This window comes from Bacillus sp. CFBP9009, from assembly GCF_036541465.1.
In the GTDB taxonomy this organism is placed as follows: Bacteria; Bacillota; Bacilli; order Bacillales; family DSM-1321; genus Peribacillus.
This window is the reverse complement of sequence record NZ_JAZHFU010000013.1, coordinates 34722-52637: the sequence shown is the minus strand read 5'-3', so window position 1 is coordinate 52637 and position 17916 is coordinate 34722. Positions and strand designations below refer to the sequence as shown.

Here is a 17916-nt window from a genome sequence, read left to right as displayed (position 1 = left end):
TGTTTCTGTGTTTCTTCTTATAGTGAGCGATAAAAAGCGGTTGAACTTTACAAGTACCGATAATGTTATAGAACTATAAATAGTTTAGTTTATTATTTTGAAAGGTTTCAAGATGTCTAATTAACAGCTCTAAATCAACGCTCTTAGCTTCCAGCGCACTGACCTCAGCCTGTAACGATTGAAATTCTAGTTTGTACTGATTATACAAATCTGTAATTAATTTGTCCCTTACTAGATGTGCGTGATCTACTTTTACGTATTGGAATTCGAGTAACATTTCCTTTTTTCTTAATTCCCTTTCGACTTCGTTGTAATCTTCCCGTAACTCGTTCAACCAACTTTTTATATTAGTTGCCATCTTATTCACCTCCACGTACTATATTCGCTCCTTCCTATAAAAATCCTACCTCTTCCAATATACCTAATAAAGATTTTCACGGAAGAAGTATCGCCTACTGAATAGATAATTTGAAAAAACTTATGAATTTTACATTTAAGCAATTTTCATTATCTTCACATTATATATTGTATAATCAGGCTATTGTCCCGTAAGGGAAACTGTCTCGATTACACGGTCATAGAAAATTTCTTTGGATTATTGAAATCAGAATTACTTTACCTGCAAGAATTCAACAGCATGGCCCATTTCAAACAAGAGCTGGAAAACTATATCGAATAATATAATCACACACGGATCAGGGCAAATTTATAAGGATTAAGTCCGGTCCAATACCTAACTCATCCTTAGAAGCAGCGTAACTAAATAACGTGTCTAACTTTTTGGGTTCACTTCAAACTTTGGATGCTTTTTTTCCAAAACAAAATGTAAAAAGTATGAAATGTAAATTTTTTAGTGAAAAACGTAGTACAATGAGGAAAATAGGAGGTTATTAAATGAATTTTTGCATTTTTTAAATACGTGAATAGACAATTTCCTTTTATATATCTATAGATTATTATTAGAATTTATAGAATATATCAAAAATCATAACCAGTGGTAGAGGTATAAATGCGTAATAGAGGGGGAAAGAAATGAGTATTAAATTCCAATTTTATCCAAAGAACGTGAGGATACCAACTTTTTTAAGTGATGTAGTATCTGTGTTTAAAGATATCAATGAAGTAACTAGCAATTCACCAACTCCATTAAAAAGTAATGATGTTTTAAAGGTATGTACACCATTTTTTCTGGATTTGGGTTATAGGGTTGAAGGGCGTCACAATGAGGACCAATTTCATATAGAGGTTCCAGTTCTATTTGGTAAAAACAATAGCTTGGAAAAAATCATTTCGTGCAGATGCATATCATGACAAGAATAAATCCGTTATCGAAATTGAAGCAGGGAGAGGAGTTTTAAATAATCAATTTTTAAAAGATTTATTTCAAGCGTGTATGATGCAAGATGTTGAATACCTTACTATTGCAGTATTAAATGAATATAGAACAAAAAATGTAAATAAAAAAACCGCTAAGGTAAAGATAAAAAAAAATTACGACTTTGATGAAGTTTATAAGTTTTTTGATGCACTGTATGCAAGTGATAGGATTAAATTACCCTTAAAAGGTGTCTTAATAATTGGATATGATTTAGCTAATATTGACATAGTTACAGATTCTGTTGTAGATGAATAATTAAGTATTCATCTAGTAATTTATAATTGGGTCATGTTTTTAATTTCTCTATATAAAGAAGATGTTAAATCCCACTCGGTTGAACACTGACCTCTAAATATCCAATTTCTCTCATTTAGATTATTATCAATAATTTGGTTGAATGTTGACCAACTGTCTATTTCAATTTCTCTCCACATCAAATATCTCCTTTTTATATTATAATCTGTGCGAATCAAATATAATCAATCATAGAAAAAAGGCACAAGGTTACTCAACCAGTGCCTTTTTTGAGTTATATAGCATTTGTTGCATTAACCTTTTTCTTTTCTCTAAATGGGAAAAAAATTAAAATTATTCATTTATTGAACTTAAAGTCAATGTGTAAATCCCCTGTCCTAGCTACTTCATCAAGTAATATTTGGTCAAATGTATCTAATGGCGTGCTGTTGAAAATTAACACAGTATCTTTGGGGGAGGTATTTATAAAGTTGTAGAGTTCACTTCGATCATTATAACGATCAATAAACACACCCTTAATAATATAGTGTTTCTCCAATTGTTTTATTACGCCATCTATATAGGTAATGGAATCCTCATTAGCTTCATTTTCTTTTTGTTGATAGTATATTACTGTATTTTTCATCTGACTTCCCCTTCTTGTAAAGGAGTTTAACATTTATATTATAGATTATAAAGAACTAAAAATTAAGGGCCTACTATTAGGAAAACAACGTATATTTAGTTTGGTAGTATTTTCAGTGAAACTGAAAAGAAAATAAATTTTAAAAAAGAGTACATTAATTATAAATGTACTCTTTTTCAGCTGCATTTTTTACTAATGAAGCCTTATAGTCCGTAATAAAATCTGCAGCCTCCATAGCTGTTATCATTTCTTTGGCTACTGCTTCCACTACAGGAACTGAAACTGAATTCCCAAACTGCTTATATGCTTGTGTATCAGAAACTGGAATTACAAATTTTTCAGGAAAACCTTGAAGTCTCCTGCATTCAAATGGGGTGAGTTTCCTTGGATTTTTCCCTTGTCCCTGATCTATCAGTATCTCACTTCCATCTTTGTAATACCTAGCGCTTATTGTATTAGTATAAATACTATCTTCGTTAAATAATGAAAATCCAAATCCATTTCCTTTTTGCTTATGCATCTCTTTTCTTCGTAGATGCCCTTCATATAATTTATCGGAAATTGTATACTTTTCATCTACTTTGTCAAAAAGAATATCTCCTAAGCGAGTTGGCGTGTACGGTGGGGTAGGAAATTGAAATGGAACAAGTTCGCCCCCCTTTCTTTTATTAAAACCAACCATGAAGATTCGTTCTCGGTTTTGTGGAACACCGAAATCAGCTGCGCGAAAAACCCTTGCTTCAAAAGTATAATCCAATTGTTCCAAGGTTTCCTTAATCTTAGCGAATGTTCTTCCTTTATCATGCCCTCTTAGGTTTTTAACATTTTCTAGCAAAAATGCATCGGGTCGCTTTTCAGCAATGATTCTTGCTACATCGAAGAATAAAGTGCCTCTTGTATCTTCGAAACCTTGCTTTAAACCAGCTTGGGAGAACGCCTGACATGGAAATCCAGCTAGTAGAATATTATGGTCAGGAATTTCTTTTTCATTTATTTGAGTAATATCACCATTTGGTTCTTCTCCAAAATTTGCACGGTAAGTTTTTGCAGCAAACTTATCCCACTCAGAAGTGAAACGACAATAGCCACCTTGGTTTTGAAAAGCTAATCTGATTCCTCCTATGCCAGCAAATAGATCAATCATTAAAAATTTAGCATCCTCAAGAGGAGGATTTGGAAATCTCGGTTCTTCTGGAAAGTTAGTTATGGCATTAAATTCAAGAACGGAGGGGGTGCTTTCTCCATTTTCCCACCTGCGTATGGTCCTATCACCATATTTCCCTAATCCAAGTGCATCAGCAAACTCTTTTTGAGTTAGGCCTAGACGCTCTCGCTTTTGTTTTATATGTAAATTAATATTCATTCCAACACCCCGAAATGTGTAATTAAGAGGGCTAAACGTCCTCTTATTGACACTAATAATACCAAACAGATATTCTTATGTCAATATAACAGATTAATGGTATAATTAGCCTAACTAATATACATTAATTGGAGGATTCCAAAGTGCTTAGAGACTTAAATGCGTTAGCAATTACTTCAAGAGAAAACTACCGTAATACGTTTGTAAATGAAGATTTTAAACTTAATAGGGATTTCAAGGAACGGTTGGCAGAAGTACTAGCAACAAAAAATATCACGATTCAGTATTTTGATTACTCTGCAGAAATTAATACCAGTTCAAATATGAAAGTATTCTGTCCCAACCAATGGTTTTATCTGGCCACCTTCGTGGTGGAATATGTTTCAGAATTGATGGAGTATAAGAGAGTTTTGGAAAATTTATCCGAATCTAATGTAGATGGAATGACAAAGAAAGAGTTTATGCATAAAATAAAGAATCTAAAAGAAAACAGCGATATTGACCATGTTGCCCCAGAAATTAAAGAGGCAATATATCATTATTTTAATGATGACGTTACCAGCGCGGAATATCTCTGCGAGTTTATTACAGACTATAATTGGTGGTATGGTAGTAAAACAATTGATAGGCCAGATTATTATTATTCACCTACCCTTAGCCTGCTTGAACTAGTTAATGTAAGTCAAGGTTACGTTGCTGAAATTGTGCATTATCTGGCCTCAAACCGTCAGCTTATGAATAGTGCTCTAAATTTACGGGAACAAGAATTTAGAAACCCTACGGATTCGAATTCGAATTCTCCTTCTGAAAACCTGATTGTTTATGGTGCACCAGGTACGGGAAAAAGCAGGTATATAGAAGAAAATTTCGCTAATGCAACGAGAGTGGTATTTCATTCCGAATACTCATATTATGATTTTGTAGGGAGCTATAAGCCTGTTCCTTTATATAGGGAAACGGATGTCTCTATACATAGATTAAACGGAGAAAGGTTTCGGCAAGGTGAACCAATAATTGATTACCAATATGTTCCTGGACCATTTATTAATGTATTAATTAAATCAATACAGAATCAGGATACTAAACATACTTTACTGATAGAGGAAATAAACAGGGCAAATGCTCCTGCTGTGTTTGGGGATATATTTCAGCTACTTGACCGAACGGCTGACGGCAGCAGTCAGTATCGCATCAACTCAAATGAAGATCTGCAAAACTATTTATTGTCCATACAGGATGTGAGACACATTTTTACTGAAGGTTTGTATATCCCTAGTAACATGAGTATCGTTGCAACGATGAACAGCGCTGATCAGGGAGTTTATGTGCTCGATTCTGCTTTTAAACGACGATGGAAATTTAAATATATGCCTATAAGAGAAAATGGGTTTGTTCATGAAAATAGTCTCGTAAATTATGCTGGGGAAACATTTAAATGGAGACTTATTCTTACTACTATTAACCAAAAATTAAAAAAAATAGGTATAAACGAAGATCGTCTTATAGGACCATACTTTATTAGTCCTGAAGAAATTGTTGATAGTAGTAATGTTTCTTCAAAACTATTAATTTACCTCTGGGATGACGTGCTCAGGTATAAGAGACATGAATTTTTTGATGCAACCATAAGTACATATTCTGAGCTTGTAACAGGTTTTAATACAGGAGCTGATGTTATGAACATAAAAGCTGAAATTATTAAACAAAAAAGGGAAGAACAAATTGAACAAACACTGGAAGGAGAACAAGAATTTACAGAGGATGACCTAAATGGATAATAAAAATGAACGGAAATCTGGTGGTAAGTTCTAGTGAGACATGAACAACACTATATTTCAGTAATCGAATATAAGGAATATGATAATAATTATCCAGAAGAGTTTGTAAACAAGCTAATTAATAGGGAAATATGCAGCGTCAAAAACAATAAAATAAAGTTTAAAGCAACAGGTATATTAATTTATAAAAATACGTTTATTATTATTTTCCCTAAAAATTATAACGTTACTAATGATGAACAGGATTTAAAAGAACACGCCCAGGTTCTTTTCCAAGTTTTAATAAAGTACAAGAGGGAAGCGAAAATAACTCCTGAGGAAATGGATTTGCTTGGTGGTGATGAAGGTCAGAATAAAGAAAATCTGTATACAGCCTATCGTCTTATTTTAGACTTTACTCAAAACGGTCCATTTAAGAAAGAAATGAGAATTAAGTCCTCTGCACATTCTGGAAATATTGACTGGACTGCGACAATTAATAAAAAACAGCCCGTATTTTCTGGAGGGTCTGCCATTTATACTGACACAATTTCTCAGAAAACAACCATTGATCGTCATAATCTACTATTAAAACTATACCATTATTGTGTTCTTAAAAGTATTGAAAAATACGGGTGGCTATTTGGGGTGTCTTTAGAAAACTTGAATATGGATGTAAATGGATTGCCGTGTGACATCCATTTTGCTGTGAATTTTTTAACAAAAGAATTGAACAGTACCTTTGTTGAAAGAGAAATGAATGTAATAAGACTTCTAAGAGATTTTTTATCTGGGATTGAGCTGAAAAACTATGATGATAATCTGGATATATTGGTTACACCTTACTTTCATAATGTTTGGGAAGTTATTTGTGGCCATAACTTTAATAATCAGTATAGTTCTCTTAAACAAATTATCCCAAAGCTCAAATGGGAAATTGAGAGTACAGCAAAGGTTCAATCTCAGAGACCTGACATAATGGTTTTACGAGAGCAAACAATGTACATCTTGGACGCTAAGTATTACGATATTGATACAAATTTACCTGGATGGCCAGATGTTGTAAAACAGTTGTTCTATGCATTTACAATTCTGAAAAATATTGAATCCGAAAAGTTTAAATTATCTGATGATAAATTAGAAAGAAAGATTAAAAAAATAAAAATGGTTGAAAATGCATTTCTTTTTCCGTCAGGTGACTATGAGCCTATTAAAAATATAGGAAAAGTCAATATAGAAGAGAATAAAGACTTAGGTGATATAAAAGCTTATAAAGTTAACACCTTTTTAGCGATGAAGTGTTATATCGGTAAAGAAAAATATAATTTCCTAAATAAAATAGTATAATTTTAGAGAGAAAAATGTAAAACAGGTTCATTACCATGAGAGTTAAAAAGTTCAGGTTATGATATAGATATGAATCGTTGTTTTCAAGTTACACTTAGCTTAAAGTGTCGGTGTAAGGACTACCAGCATTGAACAAGAAGACTCAAAAAACCGTTACCTTTCATTTGACGTTCCTCTTTTCTTCTTAAATAAAAAATATATAGTTTATCGGAAATTGTATATTTTTTATTTATTTTAGCTTCTAAAATATCAACTACGAGTGGTTCAAAAGTTGGTTGAAGAAATTCAAATGGAACGTCAGAGCCTTTGTATCATTATACAATCCTAAAATATAAATACGTTCTCTATTTTGAGGAACTTCAAAGTTAACGGCTGGTTCTTGTTCAATCGCCGTTTTTTCCTAAGCCTACGCATCGGCAAATTCTTTTTGAGTTAATTCTAGTCTTTGTCTTTTGTTCTTTATTTCCAAATCACACAATTAAGTGTCACCCCTAAAATATTTCGTCCTTTTTTACAACAAATTATACAGATATAAATTGAAGTCTATAAAATGTAAAACGACTGCAAGATTGAGTAAAAGGAAGTAGTGTCAAAAATAGAAATGAATAAAGGAATGATTTTATGGATGTTGAGCAATTCAAGAAAGTAATTCAGTCGAACAGGAAGATAATAATTCCTCGTCCGAATGAAATAGTGGATTTAGTATTAAAGGAATCGCCATATTATGAAAAGGATTCAGATTTCTTCATAGAGCATGCAAATGAGATTTTGTATTATTTAAGGAAAGGAAGTTGGGAGAAATACCTTTTATTAGAAAAGGTATTAGATAGAGTATTAATGGGTGCTTTAATACAGGAAGACCCGAGTATTATGAAGTATTTTTCCCAAAGAAAAGATGAGGCGGTAATAACATTTGAGGTTGTTAAGGATATAGTAGCTAGTTTTCTTGAGCATCATGGAGGATATCTTTTTGAATTGTCAAAAAGCCATACAAATTCAAGAAGGTCTAGAGCGGGAAAAGAATTTGAATTCATTATAGAAACTATATTGTTACGTTGTGGAATAATGTTTGATAACCAAGGTGTGATAGGTTCAAAGTTATTTAATACAGAAAGATTAGGTAAGTTAGTAGACTTTGTAATTCCTGGGGTTGTTGAGTATGACATCGAAAGAAGAAAGTGCGCATTAGTTTCAATGAAAACATCGTTAAGGGAAAGGTGGCAGGAAGTACCCGAAGAAATGAAACGTACAGGCGCTCAAGAAATGTTCTTGTTAACCTTAGATTCTGGTATTTCAAGTAATACAATTGAAAGCCTTGCTTCTCATAATATTACCTTGGTTGTTCCAGATGATTTAAAGATAGGCAAATATGGAAAGAATCGAAGTGTCTATGGATTAACCAAATTTTTATTTGAACTAAAGGAATTGAATCGACATTGGCTTTCTCAAGAAGAAGACCTTGGACAGGATTTCTACAAAAAGAAGGTTCAAAGTATTAATAAACGTTTAATGAAAGTAACTGGTGGTTATGAAAAAAACATTCTGGTTTCATTAAGGGATTATTTCGTAGGTAGAATACAATAAGTAAATGAAAAAAGAGTTTCACTTACACTGATTCTCTTTTTTTGTGTGTAATAGGGTATTTTAACCACCACCATTTCCACATACAGGGTGTAATCTAAATCGATACGATTCAAATGCAGCGTTGCAATGATTTTATTATTATTTATATAAAAAAATGTAATAATTTAATTAATCAAATTTTTGTTACATCTTGGTAACAGAATCTATGTTTTTCTATATTACTAAGTAATATTAAAAGAGGTTTCAATATTAAAAAAGTGCATCAAATCAAGACTTTACACTATTAAATACAACCAACTGGAACCAAAATAGATAACTTCCCTCTAACTTCAAAACAGCTTGTTTCCTTCGTGCCAGGTCAGCTTGGTCCGATTCCCAGGCGCCCCCCATCCAAAAAGATGTTGACATGTTGAAGGGACAACATTGGAGCAAGTATTGAAACAGCCAAAGAAAATACCAAATGTTTAAAAACAATAGAGGTATGATTACAGACTTGCTTCCGGATTAATCCTAAGGCTTTTTTGTTGTGACAGGGGTGTCATATCACTTGTTATATACTTCAGGTATTAGATAATAAGGAGATGGTAGAGATGCTAAAAATAATCATTGAAGAATTAATGAGAAAAGTAAATAAACGTAGTGTCGAAACATTAGACAGAGATATTCAAATTGTACAAACTTATTTCGGTTTGCGGACGCAGGTATATCCAACGTACCAATCAATTGCTGATGAGTATGGTGTTGGATCGAGACAGACGGTTCAACAAATCATTTCGAAACGTTTTGTGAATCGAGTTGAGAAAGAAGACTTCATGGTCATTCATAACATCAGCCAAATAATTGAACAGAAAGAAATTCGTTACGTGGAGGAATTCATTCAGCAATTGAATCAAGGAGGCTTTATTAATGGAGAAGTGCATATAAAGGGTCTATTTAATTTACTACAAACCTTTGGATATTGTTTAGATTACAAGCTTTATAACTTAAATATCGAGAGGGCTACTGAAATAGACTTCGTAAACATGACAAAGCTTTTATTTATCAAGGACGATAAACAAGAAGACGTATTAGAACATGTGAGAACAATAAAGACATTGCCTGGGCGTCACGGAATGGTTAATTTCTTCGAACTCATTTCTAAAAACAGTTGGCTTAAAGACCAAGACATTCCTTTATATCAATCATTAATTCAGAATTCTAAGACAGCTAAGGTGTTTTTTGAGCTCGGTACAAACAACATGTGGTATATGTATGAAGATCGTTCCAACGCAATAGTCAATGCGTTAGGAAAAATAGTAAATGTAACGAATCAGGTCAAATCTGATATTTTAGCGGAAACTATTCATTCTGATATTAGTAAAAGAACTTTTCAAAAGAGTATCCCGAGCGTTGACATCATAAAACAGTACATCTCAAATTCAAATTTTATTGACATCGATGGTGAATTCGCAAAAATAAATATAGAAAAAAGAAAATTACAAGAGATTGAAACAGACATATGCAATTACTTTAAAAATAAAAGCAACTACACAGCAAGCTATTCAGAAATAAACGTTTATCTCGAAATGAAAGGGCATAGTAGAGCGTATCGAAAAAAGAAGTTATTCAGTTGTCCATTCGTCTATGTTGATAAATCACAGGGGCGAGGTAATTATCAGTTAAAACTAATCAATCAGTTTTCACCTCAGTTCGTTGGCCAAGAAAACGAGAACACCTATGAAAAGTATAGGAACCTACTGAGGCAGCTTCAAGGAAAAACAGATATCACAAGAGGGTTCAAACAACGAACGGAACAATCCTTGTTAAAAGAATGGTTGTTTAAAAACAAAGAAACGGAAAAATGTGCAATTTGCGGAAGAACCTTTTCATGTAGGTCACTAGTAACTGCACATAAGAAAAAGCGTGCAAACTGTACAGAAGAGGAAAGAACGGACCCATATATCGTCATGCCAGTTTGTCTATTTGGGTGTGACTATCTTTACGAAAATGGGTTTATTCGTATCAATTCAGGACAGATTCATATTCAAAATACAGATGCTTTACAAGATGCTGAGAGAGAATATTTACAAGCTTTAGAGAATACAGTTATGGACCATCGCTGGCTTCAAGGTAGTAAAAACTACTTTGCGAAAACAACAGGAAATGGTACTAGTCTAGGCTGTTTTCCTTTTGTATAACCTATTTAATATTGCTTGTGACAGTGCACGACCGACCAAAAGACACCCATCTCCGAAGCTGGGTTAGTGTATTTCATTAATAAAGTATGCTACGTTGAAGGAAACGGAGATAGGCAAGGGGCTTTATTTTAAATCCTGGTCATTTTCGGACTAAGATAAAAGGAAATTCTATTGTTTGAATAGAATTAAAACTAAAAAGGGGGAAATACTGTGACCGTATTGCTTAGTGTACTTGTTAAACCAAATCCAGAAACGGGGATTACTCCATATCTTCTTATGGGTTCAGATTCCTTAAGAATAAATGTAGATGTAGATGCAAATGATAATCTTTTCAATGAGATAAGAATTGAAAATGAAAGAAAAGTTTTTAGAGTTAACGATAAACTAGTTAGTATGTCAGGAAGGGTCGATCCAAAATTTTATGATGGTTTCATAGAATTTATTCGTAAAAATGATTGCGAGATAACTCAATTAGCAGATTTAACTTTAAATCATATTAAGCAACACATGTCTGAAAAAGAAAGTAATGAAGGCGCTAAGTTTGTAGCACTTATTGGGAGTTGTACAGATGCCAACCCAAGGCTTTTTTCTATACGGGCTGATAAAAACAACCTTGGGCAAGCTGCAGTTATGCCTATGTACCTTGATGGTTATGGTAGGATTGGTCAATACCCAGCAGGTAGCATTGATTTTAATAAAGACATCGATTTATTAGAAACGTTTAAAGAGAGGGTCGGAGATAATTTCGACGTAACTAATGTGGAGCAGGCCGCAAGGGAGTATTTATCAAGTGCCGCTTCGAGATACCCAAAAACCTGTAATCAGAAAATTAATATTGAAATACTAAGTTAAGACCTTCCCTTTGACTATCGGGAGGTTAGTTCTATATAAAACGAGAGAAGACCACAATAAGTGGTCTCTTTTTTATTTGTTAAAGGAGAGGTACCCTATGCAAGATAAAAAAGCATACTGGGATTTATTAAAAGAGCAGATTCGAAAACTGGATCATCAAAGAATTGCAGGAGAAGAGATTGACTATAATCACCGTAATTCTCTGGTTAGAAAGAAACGTTCTCTTGAACCTGACATTCCATATGAATTTGATATTGGAGAAGAAGTTAATGTCAGAGGATTCAAACGCAGATTCAAAGGAATTGTCTCTAAATACGATGAAGACCCCTGTTCAAAACAGGTTCTTATAAAACCCATCGATACGGTTTATAAGGAGGTTTTTTGGTACCCTGAAGAACTGTTGGATTCGATTCAGACTGATTTTGAAATTCTAAACGACGATCAATATACATTTAATTGGGAGGCATTAGGATGTTTGTAAAGACACCAGTAAAAGAATCATGGCATGAGGAAGCAGCAGATAAATTAATTGAAAGGTTTAACCATTTCGATTGGAGAGCGGTTAAATCATCGGAAGAAAAAGATCTGGATTTTGAAGAAACAATTGGACGTGATACGTGTTGCTTTGCGAATTCTTGGGTATAGAGATACAGTACTTGGTGATTTAAGTGATCATCATAGGTCTATTCTCTCGATCATTTACAAAAAGGTGATATTATAACATCCCATCTACAATATGTCAATAATTTCTAAGTTGTTAATTCTTGTTATTTTATCGAAAAATGTTATAATTTGCTTATACATGTAATATGTGTTCACTGAGGGAGATTCTGGCAAATGGGAATGAAATCTACAGGAATTGTTAGAAAAATAGATGAGTTAGGTCGTATTGTTGTACCAAAAGAACTGAGAAGAACTTTAGATATTGACAATGGTGATCCGATGGAAATATACGTAGATGGCGAATACATCATGCTAAGACGTTATGCACCTTTCTGTACATTCTGTCAAACATCTAGTAAATCTCTAACGCCCTTTAAAGGCCGGTTAGTTTGTGACGAATGTATCAATGATTTATCTCATATTCATTAACAATAAGCAGCCTATAATAGGCTGCTATTTTCATGTTTTTATAGGGGTCCTCTTGTGAGGGCTTTTTTTGTTGTGAATAGAAAAAGACATAAATTTTGCCGTAGGAAAAATGGATGAAGATACATAGAATATACCTACAAAAAATATTTTTAATATAAGCCCATTTTACTAGAATGGTTTGTTATACTATTAATGGAAAAATTGAGAGGGGAAGTATTATAATGGATGTTTTCGGAGCGATAGTAATGTTTTTGGGTCTACTTGGACTAATTGTTTTTTTAATATGGGGAGTCATTTCATTAGTAAGAAAAAATGGAAAAGCCAAAAAAAGGTTTATAGCGTCCGGTATTTCTATTGGTGCGTTTATAGTCGGATTTATCATTGTCATGTCTACAGTAACTGAAGAAGAACAAGCACTTTTCGATGAACAACAACAAGCCAAGGAACAAGCAAAAATAGAGAAAGAAGCGGCAGAAAAAGCTGAAGCTGAAGCTCAAGCTAAGAAAGAAGCAGAACAAAAAGCTAAGGAAGAAAAAGAAGCTAAAGAAGCAGAAGAGAAAGCTGAAGCTGAACTGAAGGCTAGTGCGAAGACAATCGAATATGCGCAAATGATAAAAAAACCTGACCGTCATGCTGGCGAATATGTAAAATATAGAGGGCAAATTGTACAGATCCAAGAAGGGGAAGACATGACCGTTATCCGCTTAGCTGTTACTCAAGATTCCTATGGGTGGAATTCCAGCGAAGTGATTTGGGTTGAAGTGGATGGTTATACAGATTTCGTAGATGAAGATATTGTTACTGTTTACGGGACTGTAGTTGGTAGTCACAGTTATACGTCACAAGCTGGATGGGAAATTACCGTTCCTGCCATGTTAGCAGATACAGTGGAATAAGGGTGGTTATAGAATAGTGATAACCTATATAAAAAAATTATTAATTAGTATTAAAGAGTCTCTTGAGTTTTATGCAAAACAATTCATAAAGGGACCGTTACAAGTAAGGGTTGGCATGATAGCAGATGTTCTCCAGATCGTCACATACACTGCCATTGTTTCGGCATTAGTAACTGTTCTTGAATTCACTTATCTCACAAAATTCATATTTATGTTTTTTATAGGGCTAATAATTGTTATTTTTATGGTGATCTTGTTAATTGTCTTTCAGCCTATTAATAGAATTTTAGAAAAAAATGATAATCCGTTACTTACAGTGTTTATTACTGTCTTGTATTTTGTTATTGGGATCTATGGATTAGGAGTTGTATCCACTTTTTTTTATACCAACCTACAACCAATGATCACTCACCTAAAATCATCATTACTGTAATCCAAACAAAATGCAGGGGGAAATGCACATTTATTTTCTATAAAAAAAAGGGGCGTGCAAAAAATGCTCTGGAAAATTTACTTTTGGCTAATTTTAGCTATAGAGATAGCTTCAATGTTTGTAGAAACGGTTCACGGTCCGGTGGTAGAAACTACGGATACGGTTATTAGTATTATTTCTACAATTGGATTATTCGGTTATGTATACAAGAAACAGATATTGTCACAATCATTCTGGAAATTCGTATTTATAATTACTGTCATTGAGGTGTCTGTATACATAAAGTTGGATGTGCTTAATGATCCAGAACTTGGAGTAGGAGGAGTGATTTTCGTTACAGCTTTCACGCTTATCATAATGTATCCTTTCTTTCTCGGTTTATATAGATATGGATTCCGCAAGCAAATTTCAGCTTAGTGATATAGATTTATTAAATTAAAAAACGAAGGATGTAAAGGTTAATGAGTCAAGATGAAGAATATTATTCTAATGATGGTGGTATGGTATCCGACAGTGCTACCCGTAGACCCAATTCAAGTAAAACCAAAATTCCTAAATTTAAATGGGTAACTAAAAAGGTACCACCTACAGAGTTTGGTGCAATAATGGGAAACCTTACGTTAGGCATGCTCTTTGTATTCCCAGCAATAGCCCTGCTAACTATGGAAGCTCCTAAAGTAATCTTTTCGATCATTGGAATTATTTTTCTGTTTACATGGTTATCTTCTAGTATTAGATTCGCTTTAATTATCTTGGGATTATGTTTGGCAGTAGTGTTACTAGGATTCGTTTCCATTGGCTTTTATATGATGCTATTAGGCTAGAAAGTTATGCTGTAAACAAATAAAAAGCCTGTTAAAGGAGGTGAAATAAACATATGAAGGATATGGAAATGAATATTAGTATGAAATGCAGTGTCTGTGGTAATGATCAGTTTTCTAATGTTGATGAGAGTATTGAAGATATGATGAACGCTCCTGATGAAACAGAAGTGAAATGTTCTGATTGTGGTCGAATTACTACTAAAGAACAACTTATTGAAGAGAATAGCCATATAATCGATGCTAACATTGAGGACTTCAAAGGTGATATTATGAAGCAACTAAAAAAAGACTTCAAGAAAATGTTTAAATAGGAGAGGCTATGGATTTTGTAGAATTATGGACACAATTTAAAGAAATATTCAAAGACCTTGTTGCATATGGCTTCCCTGCAGTAGCCATTGCACTATCTTATCTTTCATTCAGGGATTCAAGGAAAGCCAACAAGGTTCAAGACAGGCTCAAGGAGGTAGAAGAAAAGCTAAAAAAATACGAGCTGGAAGATAAAGAAAAGGAACGTGAAGAAGCAACTAAAGCATGTGTCGAAGCTCGAATTATAAAGATTGCCAAGGGAAAATACAGAATGAAAGTTTGGAATTCTGGTAAAGCTACTGCCTACAACGTTGATTTCAAGGTTCACGAAGAACAAATCAAAGGCATGATACGACGAGACAAAGTGCCTTATGAGTTTCTTGAGTCAAGTAAGAATTTTGAGGAGTATGTATTAGTGCATGGTGGTACTCCTAATAAATTCAAAGTTACTACAACCTGGACGAATGAGGAAGGAGTTCCTTATTCAAAAGAACAAATAGTAACAGTCTAAACCTATACGGTGCGTTATTTCTTTTAGGATGTATTTTAAAAAAACAAATATTTTCAACAAAAAGGAGCAGATATATTTGTTCCTTTTTTGTTTTTTAAAAAACTTGTAAAAACTATTCAACATTTTTGTCAGGGAACCGATGATAGTAATGTAGTACATATTACATATATCAAGGAGGATAACCTAGATGGCATTAGTATTAGGTAGAAAATTGAACCAAGGATTGGTCATTATAGATTCAAATGGCGTTAAATTCGATATGAAGGTCGTAGAAAACGACAGAGGTGATCTGCGAATATCTATCGATGCTCCTAAATCCATTACGATTATGCGGAGCGAATTATATCATGGCCAAACGGATGTGGCCACCAAATAATATAAAACACATGGAGGTAACACAATGATTATCAATCACAATATCACAGCTCTTAACACGCACCGTCAACTAGGTGCAGCAACGAATGCTCAATCTAAATCAATGGAGAAACTTGCATCAGGTATGCGTATCAACAAAGCAGGAGATGACGCTGCCGGTCTTGCAATCTCTGAAAAAATGCGTGGACAAATCCGCGGTCTTGATCAAGCTTCACGTAATGCTCAAGATGGTATTAGCTTAATCCAAACAGCTGAAGGTGCATTAAACGAAACTCACTACATTCTACAACGTATGCGTGAACTTGCTGTTCAATCTTCAAATGATACAAATACAGGTGCTGACCGTGGAGAACTTCAAAAAGAAGTAGATGAATTAGCAAAAGAAATCACTCGTATCGCTAACACAACTGAGTTCAATACTCAAAAATTGCTAGACGGTCAAGGCGCAAAATCACTTACTTTCCAAATTGGAGCTAACAAAGACCAAACAATGGAAATCGGAATTAAAGCAATGGATGCAAAATCACTTGGAGTAGCTGCAGATACAGGTACAGCAACTGACAATGCAGCTGCGACTGCAACTACTGCAGGTGTTGATGGCGTATTAGGAACTACTGACGATGTTGCAGGAACAGCAGCTACTACTACAGGTGGCCTTGACATTAGTACGGATGCAGCAACAGCTACGGCTGCAATCGATACAATCAACTCAGCAATTGAAAAAGTTTCTGCTGAACGTTCTAAGTTAGGCGCAAACCAAAACCGCTTAGAACATACAATTAACAACTTGAGCACATCTTCTGAAAACTTAACTGCCGCTGAATCACGGATTCGTGACACCGATATGGCTAAGACGATGATGGATCAAACTAAGAACTCCATTCTTTCTCAAGCGGCACAAGCAATGCTCGCGCAAGCAAACCAGCAACCCCAGGGCGTTCTTCAATTACTACGTTAATATCTATACAATTAAAGCCTGGTGGGTATCCTACCAGGCTTTTTTGTTTTTTCGTTTAAAGGAGGTGAGGCCTGTGTAAAAATCAAATACTTATGTACAACGAGACCTGTAATGAACTTATACGGTCTTTTTTGCATTTCCAAATATTATAAAAAATCAAAACAAAAATGGTGGAAAACTTAACCACACTATCTTTTAACTAACAGGGGGAAATTAAAAATGGGTATATTTACAAGTAAGATTGCAGGAGTTATTATCACAGGTTCAACAATTGGATTAGTAGGCTTAGGATTAACATTCACAGGATCTCCAATACTAGATGACGCTACGAAGGACGTTAAAGATTTTGGAAATCGCTTAGTGCAATTCTATGAAAACGAAGGTACTTTTAAAGAGAAGATTAATTCTTTAAAAGCTAATGCTAATCATGAAATTGGATTAGCAAATGCTTCAATCGCTAATCTAGAGGGTGAAAATGCTAATCTACAGGAACAAAAGGCTGATCTAGAAGCTCAAAAAGTAGCACTAAACAATAAAATTACTGAACTGAATAATCAAATGTCAGATCTAAGTAAGCAAATCGTAGCCTTAGAAACAAAATTAAATACTGAAACAGCTAACCACCAGGCCACTAAGGATCAGCTGGCCATCAAGACGGCTGAATATGACGCAAAGGTTAAAGAGCTTGCTTCAGCTAACCATACAATTAAAAACTTGAATGACACACTTAAATATGCGGAAGAAAAGGCTAAAGAAGCTGATAAATTAGTTGCTGAACTCGAAAAAGAAATTCAAAAGGCTAATAAAGAAGTGGAGAAGCATGGCAAAGAGGTTGAAAAAGTGAAAACTAAAACTGAGGCTGCTGAACCAATGACTAAAGATGAAGTGGATGCAATAGATATCACTATAGATAAAGCGGATACACCAATAACTGAAGAAGTACAAAAATAAGAATATCAATTAGTGAAAATTTCTCTTTTGTCTCAAAACATAAGAATACTAGTGGCAATGAGATACTAATAAAAAAAGCCTCTAAGATATACCTAGAGGTTTTTTCTGTCTACGGAGTTCTGGAAAAACCGTAAATGGAGTTTCCTCAATTATACATGACAATAAAAGAAAATGATTCAAGAAAATGTAAATGTATTTTTATTTTTTTGTTCCGTCTCACTACAACAAG

General features: G+C 33.9%; 21 protein-coding genes and 1 pseudogene. 18 read left to right on the top strand and 4 right to left on the bottom strand.

The window, feature by feature from the left end:
* Nucleotides 1-73: 73 nt before the first annotated feature.
* Nucleotides 74-358 (bottom strand): hypothetical protein, encoded by a 285-nt coding sequence (locus tag V3595_RS22210; protein ID WP_485909629.1) that lies wholly within the window; start codon nucleotides 356-358, stop codon nucleotides 74-76.
* Between the two features lie 171 nt (nucleotides 359-529).
* On the opposite strand from V3595_RS22210, the pseudogene V3595_RS22205 reads away from it, so the two are divergent.
* Together V3595_RS22205 and V3595_RS22200 are read left to right on the top strand one after the other, a co-directional pair.
* Nucleotides 530-712, top strand: a pseudogene (locus V3595_RS22205) (IS3 family transposase); the annotation flags it as partial.
* Between the two features lie 546 nt (nucleotides 713-1258).
* Nucleotides 1259-1633 carry a hypothetical protein gene (locus V3595_RS22200; RefSeq protein WP_485909627.1) on the top strand — a complete coding sequence of 125 codons (375 nt, stop codon included), beginning with the start codon at nucleotides 1259-1261 and terminating at the stop codon, nucleotides 1631-1633.
* Nucleotides 1634-1970: 337 nt separating this feature from the next.
* Here the strand turns inward: V3595_RS22200 and V3595_RS22195 are convergent, their stop codons facing one another.
* Nucleotides 1971-2258: a hypothetical protein gene (locus V3595_RS22195; protein ID WP_485909625.1), complete on the bottom strand. Its 288-nt coding sequence runs from the start codon at nucleotides 2256-2258 to the stop codon at nucleotides 1971-1973.
* Between the two features lie 154 nt (nucleotides 2259-2412).
* Nucleotides 2413-3621 (bottom strand): DNA cytosine methyltransferase, encoded by a 1209-nt coding sequence (locus V3595_RS22190; RefSeq protein WP_485909623.1) that lies wholly within the window; start codon nucleotides 3619-3621, stop codon nucleotides 2413-2415.
* Between the two features lie 143 nt (nucleotides 3622-3764).
* Between V3595_RS22190 and V3595_RS22185 the strand changes: the two genes are divergently transcribed.
* The gene (locus V3595_RS22185) at nucleotides 3765-5399 is read left to right on the top strand and encodes an AAA family ATPase (protein ID WP_485909621.1); all 1635 of its coding nucleotides are present in this window, start codon (nucleotides 3765-3767) and stop codon (nucleotides 5397-5399) included.
* Nucleotides 5400-5432: 33 nt separating this feature from the next.
* Nucleotides 5433-6725 carry an LlaJI family restriction endonuclease gene (locus V3595_RS22180; RefSeq protein ID WP_485909619.1) on the top strand — a complete coding sequence of 431 codons (1293 nt, stop codon included), beginning with the start codon at nucleotides 5433-5435 and terminating at the stop codon, nucleotides 6723-6725.
* Between the two features lie 253 nt (nucleotides 6726-6978).
* Here V3595_RS22180 and V3595_RS22175 read toward each other — a convergent pair whose 3' ends face one another.
* Nucleotides 6979-7113, bottom strand: a complete 135-nt coding sequence (locus V3595_RS22175; RefSeq protein ID WP_485909746.1) for a DNA cytosine methyltransferase — start codon at nucleotides 7111-7113, stop codon at nucleotides 6979-6981.
* A gap of 233 nt (nucleotides 7114-7346) precedes the next feature.
* On the opposite strand from V3595_RS22175, the gene V3595_RS22170 reads away from it, so the two are divergent.
* The 14 genes from V3595_RS22170 to V3595_RS22105 all read left to right on the top strand — a co-directional run bounded on the left by V3595_RS22170 (nucleotide 7347) and on the right by V3595_RS22105 (nucleotide 17687).
* Nucleotides 7347-8309 carry a type II restriction endonuclease gene (locus V3595_RS22170; RefSeq protein WP_485909617.1) on the top strand — a complete coding sequence of 321 codons (963 nt, stop codon included), beginning with the start codon at nucleotides 7347-7349 and terminating at the stop codon, nucleotides 8307-8309.
* Nucleotides 8310-8899: 590 nt separating this feature from the next.
* A complete protein-coding gene (locus V3595_RS22165; RefSeq protein ID WP_485909615.1) occupies nucleotides 8900-10486 on the top strand; it encodes a hypothetical protein in 1587 nt (528 codons plus the stop codon).
* Between the two features lie 210 nt (nucleotides 10487-10696).
* Entirely contained in the window at nucleotides 10697-11338 is a 642-nt protein-coding gene (locus tag V3595_RS22160) for a hypothetical protein (RefSeq protein ID WP_485909613.1), read from the top strand.
* Between the two features lie 97 nt (nucleotides 11339-11435).
* Nucleotides 11436-11819 carry a hypothetical protein gene (locus tag V3595_RS22155; RefSeq protein ID WP_485909612.1) on the top strand — a complete coding sequence of 128 codons (384 nt, stop codon included), beginning with the start codon at nucleotides 11436-11438 and terminating at the stop codon, nucleotides 11817-11819.
* Nucleotides 11810-11983: a hypothetical protein gene (locus V3595_RS22150; RefSeq protein WP_485909610.1), complete on the top strand. Its 174-nt coding sequence runs from the start codon at nucleotides 11810-11812 to the stop codon at nucleotides 11981-11983. The genes V3595_RS22155 and V3595_RS22150 overlap by 10 nt, the downstream gene beginning before the upstream one ends.
* Nucleotides 11984-12181: 198 nt before the next feature.
* Nucleotides 12182-12430 carry an AbrB/MazE/SpoVT family DNA-binding domain-containing protein gene (locus V3595_RS22145; RefSeq protein ID WP_485909744.1) on the top strand — a complete coding sequence of 83 codons (249 nt, stop codon included), beginning with the start codon at nucleotides 12182-12184 and terminating at the stop codon, nucleotides 12428-12430.
* A 221-nt stretch (nucleotides 12431-12651) separates the two neighbouring features.
* The gene (locus V3595_RS22140) at nucleotides 12652-13326 is read left to right on the top strand and encodes a Slp family lipoprotein (RefSeq protein WP_485909608.1); all 675 of its coding nucleotides are present in this window, start codon (nucleotides 12652-12654) and stop codon (nucleotides 13324-13326) included.
* A gap of 496 nt (nucleotides 13327-13822) precedes the next feature.
* The gene (locus tag V3595_RS22135; protein ID WP_485909606.1) at nucleotides 13823-14176 is read left to right on the top strand and encodes a hypothetical protein; all 354 of its coding nucleotides are present in this window, start codon (nucleotides 13823-13825) and stop codon (nucleotides 14174-14176) included.
* A 44-nt stretch (nucleotides 14177-14220) separates the two neighbouring features.
* Nucleotides 14221-14583 carry a hypothetical protein gene (locus tag V3595_RS22130; protein WP_485909604.1) on the top strand — a complete coding sequence of 121 codons (363 nt, stop codon included), beginning with the start codon at nucleotides 14221-14223 and terminating at the stop codon, nucleotides 14581-14583.
* A 53-nt stretch (nucleotides 14584-14636) separates the two neighbouring features.
* A complete protein-coding gene (locus tag V3595_RS22125; RefSeq protein ID WP_485909602.1) occupies nucleotides 14637-14894 on the top strand; it encodes an ECs_2282 family putative zinc-binding protein in 258 nt (85 codons plus the stop codon).
* Between the two features lie 8 nt (nucleotides 14895-14902).
* The gene (locus tag V3595_RS22120) at nucleotides 14903-15403 is read left to right on the top strand and encodes a hypothetical protein (RefSeq protein ID WP_485909600.1); all 501 of its coding nucleotides are present in this window, start codon (nucleotides 14903-14905) and stop codon (nucleotides 15401-15403) included.
* Between the two features lie 187 nt (nucleotides 15404-15590).
* On the top strand, nucleotides 15591-15779 hold the full coding sequence (locus V3595_RS22115) for a carbon storage regulator (RefSeq protein WP_485909598.1): 189 nt from the start codon (nucleotides 15591-15593) through the stop codon (nucleotides 15777-15779).
* A gap of 24 nt (nucleotides 15780-15803) precedes the next feature.
* Nucleotides 15804-16736 carry a flagellin Hag gene (gene hag, locus V3595_RS22110; protein WP_485909596.1) on the top strand — a complete coding sequence of 311 codons (933 nt, stop codon included), beginning with the start codon at nucleotides 15804-15806 and terminating at the stop codon, nucleotides 16734-16736.
* A 219-nt stretch (nucleotides 16737-16955) separates the two neighbouring features.
* A complete protein-coding gene (locus V3595_RS22105) occupies nucleotides 16956-17687 on the top strand; it encodes a zinc ribbon domain-containing protein (protein WP_485909594.1) in 732 nt (243 codons plus the stop codon).
* Nucleotides 17688-17916 lie beyond the last annotated feature (229 nt).